Below are 15,056 nucleotides of genomic sequence, written 5' to 3'. Positions count from 1 at the left end.
CATGTTTGCCTATATTATCAAACGCATAGGTCTTGGGATTCTGGTTCTGCTCTTGGCGATCTCAAGCCTTTACATGCTGATCCAGGCTGCCCCCGGTGATCCGGCCAGTGCGATGCTCGGGCCACGTGCGACACCTGCGCTGAAGGCTGCGATCACTGAAAAACTTGGGCTGGACAAGCCAATGCCCATTCAGATCTTCAACTATCTGATCAGCGTGTTGCAGGGTGACCTTGGGACAGATCTTAAAAGCAAACAACCTGTTTGGAACACTCTGTCGATCCATATGCCCAGAACGTTGGAATTGCTTGGCGCCTCGGTGCTGATCGCGGCCTTGGTGGGCATTCCTCTGGGCTGCGTTGCCGCCGTGCGCCGCAATTCAATGTTCGACCGTGTGATCGGCGTTTTCTCCGTCAGCGTAATCGCGGTTCCTGCTGTCATCATCGCCATCTTTGGCATGTTGATCTTTGCTGCCGGACTTGGCTGGGTGCCAGCGATTGGCGCAGGAGAGGACGAAGGGCTTATGAGCCTGTTGCACCACCTGATATTGCCAGCGTTTGCAGTTGGCGTCGGCTGGATCGGCTACATCGCAAGACTAGTACGCGCTTCAATGATCGAGGTGCTATCAACCAACTACATTCGCAACGCCAGGGCTTTCGGGCTGCCAGCAAGAATGATCATCTATCGCTACGCTTTGCGTATTGCGGTGGCCCCCACCATAACCGTCATCGGGATTGGTGTCGGTGTGATGATGGGCAGTGCTGTGTTTGTCGAGATTGTCTTTGCCCGCCCAGGCATCGGCAAACTGATGTATGAGGCCGTTTTGCTGCGAAACTATCCGGTGTCATTGGGTGCCGTAATGGCCGCCTCGTTCATCCTGATCGTTTCGACCACGTTATCCGACATTCTGAACGCCTTGATTGACCCTCGTTTCATGGAGACTGGAGAATGAGCGTAGAGCGGACAAATCTCTCGAACTCATCCAACGCCATTGTCTCCGGCTTCATGCGTCTGGTCGCAGATCCGATGGGCGCAATCGGGGTGGTACTGGTGACTCTGTTAATCCTGTCTGCTGTGTTTGCGGGAGTGCTTGCGCCGTTTGATCCAGCTGCAATTAATGTGCCTGCGAAACTGCAGCCACCAACCTGGACCCATTGGCTTGGTACTGACCAATTAGGACGTGATGTGCTGTCGCGCGCGCTCTATGGCGGGCGCATCGCACTGGGTGTTGCACTGATTTCAACCATTTTGGCGGTCAGCATTGGGGTCGTTCTTGGTATGATTGCGGGCTTTGGGCCACGCTGGCTGGATAACTTGCTTGTGCTGCTTTTTGATACAGTTCGCGCCTATCCGGTGATCATTCTTGCCTTGGCTGTTGGCCCGATATTTGGGGCTGGATTAACAACTGTGATTGGCATCCTCGTGGTGACCTCAGTGCCATATTACGGCCGGATCGTACGGACATCGGTCATCTCTGCTTCCAAGGCGGATTATGTCGAGGCGCTGATGGCCATGGGCATGAGTCGCACGCGCATCGTCGTGCGCCACGTCTTACCGAACATCATTGGCCCCATCTTGATTTTGGCGAGCATGGACATCCCCGTCTATATCGCCGCCGAGGCCGGGTTGAGCTTTCTTGGTGTCGGGGTCAAGCCGCCACAATCGAGCTGGGGCCTGATCCTTGATGATGGCTACAAGTTCATTCGCCAAACCTATTGGCTGGTGATCGCCGGGAGTGTGCCCCTGATCGCCGCCACGCTGGGCTTTACTTTCCTTGGCGAAGCACTGCGCGACACCTTTGATCCAAAATTGCGCAAGGGGGTATAAGGCAGATGTCAGATCTCCTTCTTGAAGTTGATGAATTGGCGGTGAAATACGGACGCGTACCGGCTGTGAACTGGGCCAGCTTCAAACTGCACCGTAATCGTGTTCTGGGTATTGTCGGTGAAAGCGGATCCGGCAAGTCCACACTAATCTGGGCCCTGACACGGCTGCTGCCCGAGATGGCGACCATTTCCAGCGGCGCAGTCTATTTCGAAGGGCAAGACTTGCTGCGCCTGCGGTCAGATCAACTGCGAGCGTTACGCGGAACACGGATTTCATACATCTCCCAAGATCCGATGAGCGCCCTGACACCTGCGCTGACCATCGGGCAGCAGATGATGGATGTGCTGTATCGAGAACCGTGGAGCCAAAAGGAAAAGTGGTCGCGTGCGATTGATGCGCTGGAGTGGGTCAGTCTGCCGGATCCCGCCGCGCGGATGAAGATGTATCCTTATGAATTGTCAGGCGGGCAGCGCCAACGTGTCTCTATCGCTATGGCATTGATGCTGGAGCCTGATCTGGTGATCGCGGACGAACCGACAACGGCATTGGATGCAACGTTGGAGGTAGAGATACTGGAGCTGTTGCAACGCCTGCAGCATGAAACCGAAAGTGCCGTAATCTTTGTGACCCACCATTTGGGGGTGGTCTCAAGCCTTTGTGACGATGTGTTAGTGATGAAGCGTGGTGATATCGTCGAATCTGGTCCGGTCTCGCAGGTATTTTCGAACCCGACACATGAATACACGCGCATGCTATTGCGCTGTGATCCGGCGCGGATTGATCAACCAACACGACGTTTGCCGACAATGACGGATGATTTGAACCAACCGATCAGCATCGTATCCGGACCTGCAGATCGCGTGAAAGTCGAACGACCGCCGGTCCTTGATATTGACGGCTTGCGGGTAAACTTCACCAAGCATAGCGCGCTGCCAGAATGGCTGGGCGGTCATCCGCAGGAAATCCTCGCGGTTCAAGACGTTAGTCTTGATGTTCGCGAGGGTGAAACACTGGCGCTGGTCGGGGAAAGCGGATCGGGTAAGACAACGATTGCACGATCCGTGTTGGGTTTGGTCTGTCCCACAGCCGGGAGTGTGACGGTTGCGGGTCTTCGGGTTGCCAAAAATGATGTGCAGGGGCTGAAATCTGTGCGGGCCTGCACATCGATGATGTTTCAGGATCCAGTTGGATCACTGAGCCCACGGGTAACGGTCGGAGAGCAGATCTTGGAGCCCCTCTTTGTGCAAGGCCACCAAGTCGTAGATGGTCAAAAAACTGTGGCGGAGCTGCTGACCAAGGCGGGATTGGATGCAAGTTTCGCCACGCGCTATCCACATCAGTTGTCAGGCGGACAAGCACGGCGTGTCGGGGTCGCGCGTGCATTGGCACTGGATCCGAAGTTAATCATCGCGGATGAACCCACTGCCGGGTTGGATGTCTCGGTTCAGGGAGAGGTTTTGAACCTACTTAACGAAATTCAAGAACGCACCGGCGTGTCGATCCTGATCATCACCCACAACATGAGCGTGGTGCGCCACTGCGCCGACCGGGTTGTCGTGCTGCTTAAGGGGCAGATCGTTGAAACAGGTCCATGCGCGCAGGTATTCGAGGCACCCAGTCACGATTATACCCGCGCATTGATTGTGGCCTCGCGGCACGAGTTACCGGAACAGGCGGTCCCTGGCTGACCCGACGCTTGAACTGAACATAACTGAATGAACGAACAATTGCCTTTGGCAAACCAAGCGGCATCGCCGCACGCAGGAGAATGGAATGACTGATCTGGTAATCTTGAATGGTCGCGTAATGACCTTTGCTGGTCCAGATGCCGAAGCGCTGGCGATCACAGGCGGTGTTATTACCGCCGTTGGCTCGAATGCTGAAATCCGCGACCTTGCAGGATCAGCCCGGGTGATTGATGCGCAAGGCAACACCGTTTTGCCGGGTTTTATCGATAGCCATGTGCACTTGTTTCAAGGCGCGGCCGAGCTCGAATATCTGAACCTGCATGGGGTCACTGGGTTCGACGCCATCGCGGCCAAGGTACGGCTTTACTCCGCCTCGCGCCAGGATGATGTTTTGCTCTTTGCCAATTGCTTTGAATATCACGCCTTTGGCGACGCACCGACCACCCGGCAGGACTTGGATGCTGTTGTTTCGGACAGGCCATTCTTTGTGATGGCAAGCGATGGGCATACCGGCTGGGCCAATACTAAGGCGCTTGAACTGGCGGGGCTTTTGCATGGGATGGCTGTTGATGAAGGTTCGGAAATTGTCATGGCCGCTGACGGCACTGCGTCGGGAGAGCTGCGCGAGGCGGCAGCGATTGGGCCTGTCTACGCCTATACCCCACTTGGCGGCCGCGAAGCCGCAGGCAGCGTGACCGGGGCGGACCCGATCCCGATACCGACTGCGAAAGAGCGCGCCCTTGATAAAGACATCTTGGCCAAAGGGCTGAAGTACTGCGCCGCACACGGCATCACGGGCCTGCACAATATGGATGGGAACTTTTACCAGCTCGAACTGCTGTCAGAAATGGAGAAAGAGGGCACGTTGCTGAGTCGCATTGAAATCCCCATGCACCTCAAACACACTGATCCGTTGGATCGCCTGGAAGAGGCTGCACAGATGCGGGCGCAATACACCAGTGACATGCTATGGTCATCTCGGATCAAAATGTTCATCGATGGGGTGATCGACAACGGTACCGCCTTTATGCTTCAGCCGTATCCAGAGACGGACAGCTGCAGCGCGCCGTTGTTTACAGTTAACCATTTCAAACAGGCCTGCATCCGCGCTGACGCCATGGGATTGCAGATCTCTGTACACGCGATTGGGGATGCTGGTGTTCGCAGTACATTGGATGGCTTTGAAGCCGCGCGGATCGCGAACGGGATCCGCGACAGCCGTCACCGGATCGAACATATCGAGGTGATTAATCCGGCTGACATACCACGATTGGCGGAGCTTGGCGTGGTGGCCTCATTGCAACCACTACATTCGCCGCGCGCCGGATTCTTCACGCCTTACGAGCCGGGTGCGATCCTGCATGAATTCCAGATTGACCAATCTTGCCCCTGGCAAACGCTTCGCTCGGCGGGGGCCAAGGTTGTGTTTTCAACCGACTGGCCTGTCGTGCCTTTGAATGTCATGCAAACCATCCAAGGCGCGGTCTGCGGCCTGGACCCCGACGCACCGCAAATGGGGGCCGGGCAGTACCAATCTTTGCGGGCTTCGCTCGCCTCTTACACCTGTGAAAATGCCTGGGTTGAGTTCAACGAACACCGTAAAGGCAAATTACAGACCGGAATGATGGCCGATATTGTGGTGATGGATCACGATCTTGAAGCGATGCCGCCTGAAGAACTGGGCACAGCTAGCGCCGCCGTCACCATTTGCGGCGGCTCCATCACATACGAAGCCTAACACCGGACATCTCAAACGCACTAAAAGGCGCCTCCACCAAGGACACGACTATGACCAAAGCTGATCTCGATCTTTGTTATCTTTCTGCCAGCGATGTTTTGGCGCGGTTTAAAACCCGCAGCCTGTCGCCGGTTGAATACCTTGAAAACCTAGCTAAGCGAACGGAAGAGGTTGAGCCTAAAATTAACGCCTTTACGGCCACTCATTTTGATAAGGCTATGGAAGAGGCGAAACGAGCAGAAACGCGCTATGCCAATGAGGCCTCGGACTTGCGGCCACTTGAGGGTTTGCCTGTGGCGATGAAGGACGAGGTAGATCTTGTTGGCGAGAGGGTCACCCACGGGTCTCTCTACTACAAAGACAACATATCAACGGAAACACAGTTTGCGGCCCAGCGGTTGCTGGATGCCGGGGCTTTTTATCATGCGCAAACCACAACGCCTGAATTCTGCTGTGCGGGAACAACGGACACCAGATTGCACGGCACCACGCGAACGCCTTGGGGATTAGATTATACCTGTGGCGGTTCTTCGGGGGGCTCGGGGGCCTCATTGGCTGCAGGAACAACACCTTTGGCCACAGGGTCGGATATTGGCGGCTCTATCCGTATCCCTGCGGCGTGTTGCGGTGTGGTTGGATTCAAGCCGCCCTATGGGCGCAACCCTGATAACACCGCATTTGCCTATGATATGTATGCGGTGGTCGGGCCGATGGGACGGACTGTCGAAGATGTGGCGTTGATGCAAAATATCATGTGCGGCCCGCATCCGCTGGACAATGCAACGATCCGGCCAAAGTACCAGCTTCCATTGCAACACGAGGGGCTCAAGGGTTTGAAGATTGCCTGGTCGATGGACCTGGGATTCTTTGAGATTGATGAGCATGTGAGAGCCAATACGTTGCAGACGCTGGACATGCTAAAAGACCTTGGCGCGGAACTGGTCGAAGTTGACTTGGCCTGGACGACGCGCGCTGAGAGGGCGACAATGGTGTATCTGGACCATTTGTTTGGCGGTTACATGGCCTCTGTCGTCGAGGCCGACCCCAGCCTCGCAACCAACTGGGCAAGCTATTGCGTAAAGGCCAACAGAGGCACGACCAGCATTGAATTTTATGATGCCTACGAGGCACAGATGGAAATGGGCCGCGTATTTGGCGCAATGCTGGAAGAGTGCTATGCGTTCATCTGCCCAACTCTCGGCCATCACGAAATAGCCGCGGATCAAAACCCCGAAGACCCGCTTATGATTAATGGAAAGTCAGTGGATCCAATGTATGGTTGGACGCTGTGCCATCCGTTCAACATGTTGGGGCGGTGCCCGGTTTTATCTGTACCCACGGGAATTGGCGGGAATGGTTTACCAACCAGCGTTCAGATTGTCGCGCGTCATCTGGATGATGAACGGGTATTTAGAGTAGGGCAACAACTACAAAACCACTCGTTCACTTTAAATTACCATGAATTCAAACCTGATTTTTAACAGGTGGGTGGATCGGTGTCTCGATGGCCCTTCTCAACAGGTGAGCGAATTGTCTCGATACGGTCAATAATGTCCGCTTCTTGCATTTCAGCTCGTTCATTTGGCAATCGCAGCGAATGTCCGGTCTCCGCCCGCCCTGATGGACACATCTTTATGTGAACGAGAAATTTGCACCTGCGGCGAACGGCAGGTTAGTCCGCAAAGCCGACCTTAGATCGTCGTTCTATCAATGGCAGCAACGCGGACTTTGCCGACATTGATGTTTTGCTATGTTGCTGACGCAGCATCCGCGTGCATGCGCAGCGTAGTCATCGCCGCGTTGCAGCCGACGTCGCCAGAGCGGTCATTGAAAGTCAGTCTGAGAGCCGAAATTCAAACTCTCTTTTCACCGCAACCGAGACCGGCAAACGAGGAACGGTCAAATCCACCATTTACTTGCACAATGTAAATGTCCGGTTTCTAACGGTTCCAACATTTTTCAGGTTATGTTTTGACCCCCGAAGCCGCAATCATAGTACACGGGCCAATGAAACCGGTGTCGGTTTCAAAGGCTTCCAGCGCGGTCTCTACTTCCTCCCACGCAGCCTGTTTGGCCTCATCGTCCAGCCCTCCAAGCATTTGGTGTAGGGCCCCAAAGCTTTCCTGTTCAAAGCGCAGGCATTCCTGCGCCGTTTCAAGGACAACGGGCGCTTCGATTTTTTGCGTTTGAATATCACCGAGTCCGGCCGCTTCAAAAAGGTCTTCGATTACACCAGGTGCACCGAGGCTGAACGGGCCGGGCAATCCCGGAGCCGGTGCGGGAAGATTAGCGTGTTTGCGAATGATACCGACTGGGTCGGAAAAGAAACGGCATTCCTGCGGCGTCGCATAAACCAGGGCGCCTACCGATCCACCTTTGTGCAAGGCGGAGATCTGACTTTTCATCGAGCTTTTCGGATCCGGGAAGAAAATGAGGCCGACCCTTGAAATCACCGCATCAAACCGTTGATCCCCGGCCTTAAGGTTTTCGCCGTCCATAACTGTGGCACGCGCCTGTGTCAGTCCGGCCCGTTCGAACTGATCATTGGCAAGCCGCGTAAGATTCTCAGAAAAATCGGTGGACAAAACAAAGCCGTCCGATCCAACGCGCCTCGCGCTCTGCAGCGCATCCTGACCAGAGCCACCAGCGATATGCAACACTGTGGACCCTGACTGGACACCGCACATGTCCAGGAGCGTTTCGGTCGCTGGTCCGAGCCATCGATCTAGCAACGGCCCCCAGGCATTCCAGTGTTCAGCGACATTATCCCACTGATTTCGAGTGGAGTTCTTAAAGGCAACGGGATCAAAATTTGTCATATATCAATATCCTTATAGCAATTCGTGAAGCATGGCCGCAGCGCGCGATGCCCCGTCGGCGGCGACGGTGTTCGGGATGCGTGGAGTGCCCAATTCCTCGAGCATGGCCGTCGCAATCCTTTCGGGATCGCTTTCGGCAAAAATCATCTTGCGTCCGGCGTTGTAGCGTTCCAGACGGCTGGCCACGTGGAAGTTTTGTTCGAAATGGTTGCGCAACGGAAAGTAGAGGAAGGGAGTGCCTGCAGCCGCAAGTTCCATGCAAGTGGTCAATCCGCCTTGCACCAAAGCCAGATCACAAGCCGCTAAGTGCCGGTCAAGATCTGGCACGAATGCACGCATCTCAACTCCATCGGGCAGATCAAACATTGCCGGATCAAGCCGCGGACCAGCAACCACAATGATCCGCAACTCCGGAATACGGGCGCGCGCCAATGGTACCGCCTTGAGAATTCGTTGGATCAGCGCAGCGCCGACGCCGGACCCGCCGACAGCCACGATGCAGGTCTTGCGCCCGTCATCATAGCCGAATTCAACGCGTAGGTCGTCTCGGCTGCCAAATTCTGACGGATGCTGCCCGATGATGTAGTCGGAAAACTCGAAATGTTTCGGTATCCAGTCGCGCATTTGCGGTAACCCGTCACCGAAGTCCCGATTAACGATGTCGTCGCTCGTGCCCACGAAAATTGAGCGATCTCGGACATCTGGATGTCCTTCTACATGTTTGATCATCTCAGCATTGTAATCGGTAGTCAGGAGCGCCTCACGCGGGCCGTTTTCTGCAAATGGCAGCCAACCTACGAAATCTGTAAACCACGCCATCGGCGCTTTTTTCAGGTCTGGGTGTTCGTGCCAGTAGTGGTCCACATCCCAAGCTTCGTCAGCGATCACCAGATCATAGGATTCTTCTTCCAGTACCTCTTGGAACACCATGAAATTCTTGATCAGGATCTCGTCCATGTTGCGGATCGCCTGAAAGGCGTGGAGATCATGTTCTCCACATTCGGCCTCAATATGCGCGCTTTCGTTGGCCAGCAATTTGCTGGCCGGATGGACGCGTTCGGTGTTGGCATCCAGAAACCGGATTACCGGGTCCTGCGCCAGCCAATCCACTTGCAGATCAGGGTGCAGCTTGCGTAGCTCACGTGTTACCGCCAGATCTCGACGTGCGTGGCCCAAGCCAATAGGAGAGGACAGATACAGCACCCGTTTCGGTGCACTCGTCACCTTGCGACTTTCGGGCTTCCACGTCCCCAGATGACGTGCGAGAAAATCGCGCATCAAGGTGTTGAACCGGGCGGGGAAACGCGCGTGGATTGCATGCCCGCCGCCCTCAAAGACCTGCAATTCACCACCCGTCAGCTCCGCGATGGCAAAAGATGTTTCCGGGGGAGTGACGTCGTCATTGTCCCCGACACAAATCAGGCTTGGGCATTGCACTTTGCGATACATGTCCTCGTCAATTGCGATCTCCGGTGTGTCTCGGGCCTCTTGCGTCATGATCAGCATTTCAGCATCACCTTCCAACGCCCAGGCGACGGCATCTTCGTGCTGTTTGGTGGAATGTGGTTCGTTATGAACCCGATCCAGAAAGAAGCGCACAAAATCTGGGTAATCCTTGCGCCAGTAGTCGGGATTGTATTTCTGCCAGAGCTGCGGATGGTCGACCAGATCGTTGGCATAGGCATCTGCCCGTTCTTTTTTGGGGGGAACAATCGGGCTCCACGCGCCGGTTGAGATAACAGCGCTGACGCGATCAGGGTGATAGGCCGCCACGGCAAAGGCGATGGCACTGCTGAAAGAAAGCCCGACAAGCGCAGCCTTTTCAACGCCGATTTCATCCATGACCGCAATCACATCGGCGACAATCTTGTCGATTGTGTAAGCGTCTGGATTATCGGGACGGTCTGATTTCCCATTGCCGCGTGGATCAAACGTAATGACCCGAAACCGCTCACTCAGATATGGCACTTGCGCTTTCCAGACGCGGGAATGGATAAGCGCCCAGGTCGGCACGAACAGGATCGTCTCGGCCCCATCTCCGTAGATTTCATAGTGCAGGTTTACACCGTCACGATTGGTCGTACCTTCAGTATGGGGAAGTTTAGCGCGCATGATTGGGTTCCTCCTTTTGAAGATTCTCCAAATTCGCGATAACCTCGCCAACCTGGCGCAATGTTTTCCGGACGGGGTGAATCTGTTCCTCGTAGCCAAGCAGGATAAGCGCTTCGGCACCAATAAAGGCGCAGGCGATCAAGGACGCCATCGCCTCTACCGAGAGCGGACCAATATCTCCGTGTTCCTCAGTGGCCTCCTGCGCCAATGCAATCAGCAGTTCGTTCCATTGAGTAAGAGCTGCACGAACCGCGTCCCCGATTTTTGGGTTTGACCAGCCTGCGGCGATAAGTTCCTGCAAAACCCGAACATAACCAGACTGAATATCTTCATCGAGGAAGTCGCAGGCCAGAAACCACTTTTCGGAAATCCGAAGCGACGGGTTTGTGAACGTTTGTTTTTGCCGCTCTATCAATCCCGCGTTCATATATTCAAACAACGCAAGGATCATTCCTTCCTTCGACCCAAAATGGTACCGAATTTGGCTCATCTGCGTATTTGCAATCTCTGATACCCTACGCGTCGAAAGCCCTGCAAACCCTTCTTCGGTAAGTACCTGGCGGGCTGCCTCCAGTAGCTCTAGTTTGGTCTGTTCGACGCGTTCTGCTGTCACTCGGGCCATAGCGAATCCTTTCAAATTAATATTAATTCATTCGAACGAATTAATCAATATTGAGAAATTTTCACTATCTGCATGAGGCAAGAGACTCTTTGCAGGTTCAACGTATTTGGCTGCTTTGGCCAGGATTTCAGCCGTTGAAGTGGGCTCTTTAATTAGAGCTTCAAGAGACTAAGTCGCGCTATAGCAGAACAATTCCTGCCTCAGCGCAACACTCGCGTCGCGCGCCATTTCATGAAGCGAATTAGTGTTTGAATCCACTTTGCCGAACGCTGCGCATTCAACGAAGGACACCTAAAATCGCAAGTTCGTTAGCGCAGATCACTTACGCCGCAGCCAACAAGGCTCTCCCGATTTTCTCGACATGGATATAATCGGTGCCGCAACACCCGCCAAAAACATTCATCGTTGGATGAGCGGCCCTGATATCAACGTATTGATTTGCCAATTCATCTGGGTTTCCTTCTTCAAGATGCCCCAACTGGCATAACGTGCCGTGATCCAAAGAGGATGCGTTGGCCCGCAGTCCACGGATGCGGTTCGCCCAGGGCTCATTGCCCAGTGCAGGGCCAAAATCGACCGGATGCGAGCAGTTGATCATATAATACGCCGGAGCGTTTGACGTTGCCGCATCGACCATTTCAATTGCTTGTTTCAGCGTTTCACCGCTGCGAAGTCTGCAGTCTTTCTCAATCGTAAAGGAAATCACCGACGGGATGCCTGCCTGGGTTGACGCCTTTGCGATACCAATCGCCTCATCTGTTGTATTCAGGGTCAGTGCTGTGACGATATCGGCCCCGGCGGCTTTGAACGTCTCAATCTGTTCACTATGGTAGGCTTCGGCACTTTCTGGAGTGAGGTTTTGGTTTGTTCGATAGGCATCACCCTTCGGCCCGATGCAGCCACTGATAACGGTGTTTTCCGCTGTCAAACCAGCCTCAGCGGCGCACTCACGGTAAAGCTCGAAGCACTTGTGGTTCATCTCAGCCAGGGCATTAGCAGAGTATCCAAGCAACGCACCCCAATCGCGACTTGCGCGATAAGTCAGGCTGTCGAAGATGAAGGGCGTTCCAAGTTTCACGGCGATATTGGCGAAGGCTAGGTAGTATTCCCGCAACGCTACGGCTGATCGTTGGTCGTTCAGCAGATGAAATGCGCTAAATTCAGGTATCTCAAAGCCACGTTTATACATAAGCCATGTCTCGGTTCCGCCATCGGTTAAGAAAATGTCGTCCGTCTGATGTGGCAATCGGGGTGTAGGTTTGGTCATATCGTGCTCCTATCAATATGCTGCGCTATTCCTATGCCTCAGGTGCAATGTTTTGATTGAAGCGGAACCGATTTTGCGGGTCGTATTTAGTCTTTATCTCGACAAGTCGCTTATAGTTCGTGCCGAAACTTGTCTGCGTCAGTTCCGCGTTGTCCTCGCCATGACCCGCAAAGTTCAGGTAGGCACGCCCATGATGGCCAAAGCGTTCGGAATTGGACCAGCCGTCACGAGACCAAGTAATATTGGCAACATCGTCTGCTGGGTCTGACCAAATTCCGTCGAGAGAATACATCCAACTAAAAGAACGATCTCCAAATGCGGTGGCGTCGGCGGCGACCTTTGCTGTTGCGCCGCCAAAATTCCAAAGCGATGAAATCGAATTGTCTGATGGGGCCGCCAATGCATTAGAAATCGCCAGGTCGATCATTTCATCTGACAACTCGCTGAGATAACGCGCCTTCCAATAACACCGGAAATCTCCGGTGGGGACCAGAGTATCAAACAACTGCTGCACATCGCAGTAGTTCATCCGCCCGGAAAAATCCGTCGACAGTTCGCCAAGTTCACGAAGCGGCTGAGTCAGCGCTTCGCCCTCGGCGGCGTCTCCGTTGTAGATGCATGCAAGGGTAAAGACCCGCTTGCCCCAGTGTTCTTCAGGAAAATCTTCGCCGCCTGCCGTTGAAAACTCGCACAGTGAACCAACCTTGTCCCCGTGTTGAGCTAAAAAATCTCGCCATGCGCGTATAGGTTCTGGGCCGTCCTCAACCAAATATATCGGAGCAGTAAACATAACTTCTGGACCCATGGGATGCAGAGCAAATTCAAAATTAACTACAACGCCAAAATTGCCGCCACCACCTTGGAGCGCCCACAATAGATCTGGGTTTTCGTCAGTGCTGGCGCGCACCAATGATCCGTCAGCCGTCACTACATCAGCCGCGACCAAGTTATCGATAGAAAGCCCGTGTTTGGCGCGCAGCCAGCCAATGCCACCAGACAGCGTAAGTCCAGCCACACCGGTGTCAGAAATCAAACCACCCGGAGTGGCGAGCCCATGTTCTTGTGTCGCTGTATCTACATCGCGCCACAATGCGCCACCTTGAACTTTGGCTAAACGAGCGGTTGGGTCGACTTCAACACCGCGCATCCCAGAAAGGTCGATCATCACGCCGCCATCACACACCGCGTGCCCTGCTACATTGTGGCCACCGCCCTTAATCGCAATCGGCAAATTCTGGGCGACGGCGAGCTTCACAGCCGCTTGGACATCGGATGCAGATTTGCACTGGGCAATGACAGCAGGGCGGCGATCTATCATCGCATTCCAGACCGCACGCGCGTCATCAAACCGGTTATCATCCGGGTCGATCAGATTACCACTAAACTCAAGTGAGAGCGTCTCTAACATGTTGGATAAGTCGTTCATCGTAGTTACCCCTTTTGATTTCTTTTCAGGCTAACCCAACTCCTCATACCGCAAGAAGTGGCAATATGGACGCCGCCAAGGCATACTGGACAAATGACCACGGCAAACGTGCCAAAACCGTGCTGTAATAGACAGGAGGCCCTGATGAACCACGAAAAGAACCCCCTGATTGTGTTGCTGGCAGCACCAGAAACTTCAGCCTCAGTATTATACGGGTTATACGATGTGCTGGCCTCGGTTGGGGCTGTCTACTCTGACATGTTGGCCGGAACGCCGGGAAATGAAGTTTTGGATATCAAGATTGCCTCTGCAGACGGAAAACCATTTCACTGTCTGGGCAATATTCCAGTTGAGCCGCATATGGCAACCGACGACGAGGCCACGCCCGACGCTGTTGTTGTTTGCGATATGTATACCTCGATTTATGACGTCCCAAAGGGACGCTATCCGCGCGAAATTGCTTGGCTGCGGAAAGTTCATGACAATGGAGCGCTTGTAACTTCTGTTTGTTCAGGTTCGCTCTTGCTTGCCGAAGGTGGAATGCTGGATGGCCGAGAGGCAACAGCCCATTGGGCATATCGTGACATGTTTCAGCGCCACTATCCCAATGTTTCCTTTCGCAACGAAAGCATCTTGTGCTTAACAGAAGAAGCTGACGGGATTGTAACAGCAGGCGGCGTAAGCGCGTGGCATGATCTTACCGTTTATCTGATCGCCAAGCTTTGCGGATACCAGCATGCGATTGAAACCGCGAAAGTGTTCCTAATAAGTGGACATTCTGAGGGACAATCCCCCTATGCTGTGATGACCCGGCCAATGGAAACATCCGATGCGCAAATATCCGACTGCCAGACATGGATTGCCGAAAACTACGAGGTCGCCAAGCCAGTTGAACAAATGGTGGCGCGTTCTGGCCTGAATGCCCGAACATTTTCCCGCCGGTTCAAGGCGGCCACAGGATTTGCACCGATAGAGTATGTGCAGGCCCTTCGGATTGAAGAGGCCAAGCAGATTCTGGAGACCGACGAACAGCTTGTCGATGAAATTGGCGCTTTGATTGGCTATGAAGATCCCGCATCGTTCAGACGGGTGTTCAAACGCGGCGTTGGCCTGTCTCCTGCTGCCTATAGGAAAAAGTTCCAACGTATCTCACAAATCGCAAAACCTATGGCTGCGAAAGCTTAGACAAATTCTGGGGCAATCTTAAAGCATCTTGAAACCAGCACATGAAAAGCTCGTTCACTGGAGCGGACATTCACGTAACTGCAGCGAAAGCTCAATTTGTCCCGCGATCTGTGAATTTGCCGTTTCAAAATTTCTGCACAATCGACGAATGGCCGAATTCGCCTCCGCACTGCATCACGGATTTTTACGCCTGTGCAGAAAATTCGGTGCTGCGAGCGCGCGCAGCGTAAAATCGAGAGTTCCGGTTAGGGCTCAATTCAGTCATTCGCCGCGTTACGCACTAATGGCAGTGAAGGCGAATGCGCTTCCTGCCTGCGCCAGGCATGAAGGACTTTACAAATATCACCCAAACAAGAGGACAGAACTGTCATTCAA

General features: G+C 53.9%; 12 protein-coding genes. 7 read left to right on the top strand and 5 right to left on the bottom strand.

What is annotated here, in order from left to right; all coding sequences use genetic code 11:
- The first annotated feature begins 1 nt into the window (after position 1).
- The 5 genes from ROA7450_RS13815 (at position 2) to ROA7450_RS13795 (ending at position 6,731) form a co-directional block, all read left to right on the top strand.
- On the top strand, positions 2 to 949 hold the full coding sequence (locus tag ROA7450_RS13815) for an ABC transporter permease (protein WP_085806450.1): 948 nt from the start codon (positions 2 to 4) through the stop codon (positions 947 to 949).
- Positions 946 to 1,824 (top strand): ABC transporter permease, encoded by an 879-nt coding sequence (locus tag ROA7450_RS13810; protein ID WP_085806449.1) that lies wholly within the window; start codon positions 946 to 948, stop codon positions 1,822 to 1,824. Before ROA7450_RS13815 ends, ROA7450_RS13810 begins: the two co-directional genes overlap by 4 nt.
- A gap of 5 nt (positions 1,825 to 1,829) precedes the next feature.
- The gene (locus ROA7450_RS13805) at positions 1,830 to 3,512 is read left to right on the top strand and encodes a dipeptide ABC transporter ATP-binding protein (RefSeq protein ID WP_085806448.1); all 1,683 of its coding nucleotides are present in this window, start codon (positions 1,830 to 1,832) and stop codon (positions 3,510 to 3,512) included.
- 85 nt (positions 3,513 to 3,597) lie between these two features.
- On the top strand, positions 3,598 to 5,250 hold the full coding sequence (locus tag ROA7450_RS13800; RefSeq protein ID WP_085806447.1) for an amidohydrolase: 1,653 nt from the start codon (positions 3,598 to 3,600) through the stop codon (positions 5,248 to 5,250).
- Positions 5,251 to 5,300: 50 nt separating this feature from the next.
- Positions 5,301 to 6,731, top strand: a complete 1,431-nt coding sequence (locus tag ROA7450_RS13795) for an amidase (RefSeq protein ID WP_085806446.1) — start codon at positions 5,301 to 5,303, stop codon at positions 6,729 to 6,731.
- Between the two features lie 483 nt (positions 6,732 to 7,214).
- Here the strand turns inward: ROA7450_RS13795 and ROA7450_RS13790 are convergent, their stop codons facing one another.
- From ROA7450_RS13790 to ROA7450_RS13770, 5 genes are all read right to left on the bottom strand, one after another.
- Complete coding sequence (locus tag ROA7450_RS13790) at positions 7,215 to 8,069, bottom strand: class I SAM-dependent methyltransferase (protein ID WP_085806445.1); 855 nt, start codon at positions 8,067 to 8,069, stop codon at positions 7,215 to 7,217.
- Between the two features lie 12 nt (positions 8,070 to 8,081).
- Positions 8,082 to 10,181 carry an alpha/beta fold hydrolase gene (locus tag ROA7450_RS13785; RefSeq protein WP_085806444.1) on the bottom strand — a complete coding sequence of 700 codons (2,100 nt, stop codon included), beginning with the start codon at positions 10,179 to 10,181 and terminating at the stop codon, positions 8,082 to 8,084.
- Positions 10,171 to 10,803 carry a TetR/AcrR family transcriptional regulator gene (locus tag ROA7450_RS13780; RefSeq protein WP_085806443.1) on the bottom strand — a complete coding sequence of 211 codons (633 nt, stop codon included), beginning with the start codon at positions 10,801 to 10,803 and terminating at the stop codon, positions 10,171 to 10,173. Before ROA7450_RS13780 ends, ROA7450_RS13785 begins: the two co-directional genes overlap by 11 nt.
- Positions 10,804 to 11,125: 322 nt before the next feature.
- Positions 11,126 to 12,070, bottom strand: coding sequence for a homocysteine S-methyltransferase family protein (locus ROA7450_RS13775; protein ID WP_085806442.1), 945 nt, complete (start codon positions 12,068 to 12,070; stop codon positions 11,126 to 11,128).
- A gap of 31 nt (positions 12,071 to 12,101) precedes the next feature.
- The gene (locus ROA7450_RS13770; protein WP_085806441.1) at positions 12,102 to 13,496 is read right to left on the bottom strand and encodes an FAD-binding oxidoreductase; all 1,395 of its coding nucleotides are present in this window, start codon (positions 13,494 to 13,496) and stop codon (positions 12,102 to 12,104) included.
- A gap of 144 nt (positions 13,497 to 13,640) precedes the next feature.
- Between ROA7450_RS13770 and ROA7450_RS13765 the strand changes: the two genes are divergently transcribed.
- Together ROA7450_RS13765 and ROA7450_RS21295 are read left to right on the top strand one after the other, a co-directional pair.
- Complete coding sequence (locus ROA7450_RS13765) at positions 13,641 to 14,681, top strand: GlxA family transcriptional regulator (RefSeq protein ID WP_159454051.1); 1,041 nt, start codon at positions 13,641 to 13,643, stop codon at positions 14,679 to 14,681.
- Between the two features lie 148 nt (positions 14,682 to 14,829).
- On the top strand, positions 14,830 to 15,056 hold a 227-nt coding region (locus ROA7450_RS21295), incomplete at its 3' end, for a DUF2057 domain-containing protein (protein WP_234999530.1).

The sequence above is a fragment of the Roseovarius albus genome (assembly GCF_900172335.1).
Taxonomy (GTDB): domain Bacteria; phylum Pseudomonadota; class Alphaproteobacteria; order Rhodobacterales; family Rhodobacteraceae; genus Roseovarius; species Roseovarius albus.
The sequence above is the reverse complement of the archived record's forward strand: the minus strand, read 5'-3'. Positions and strand labels throughout refer to the sequence as shown.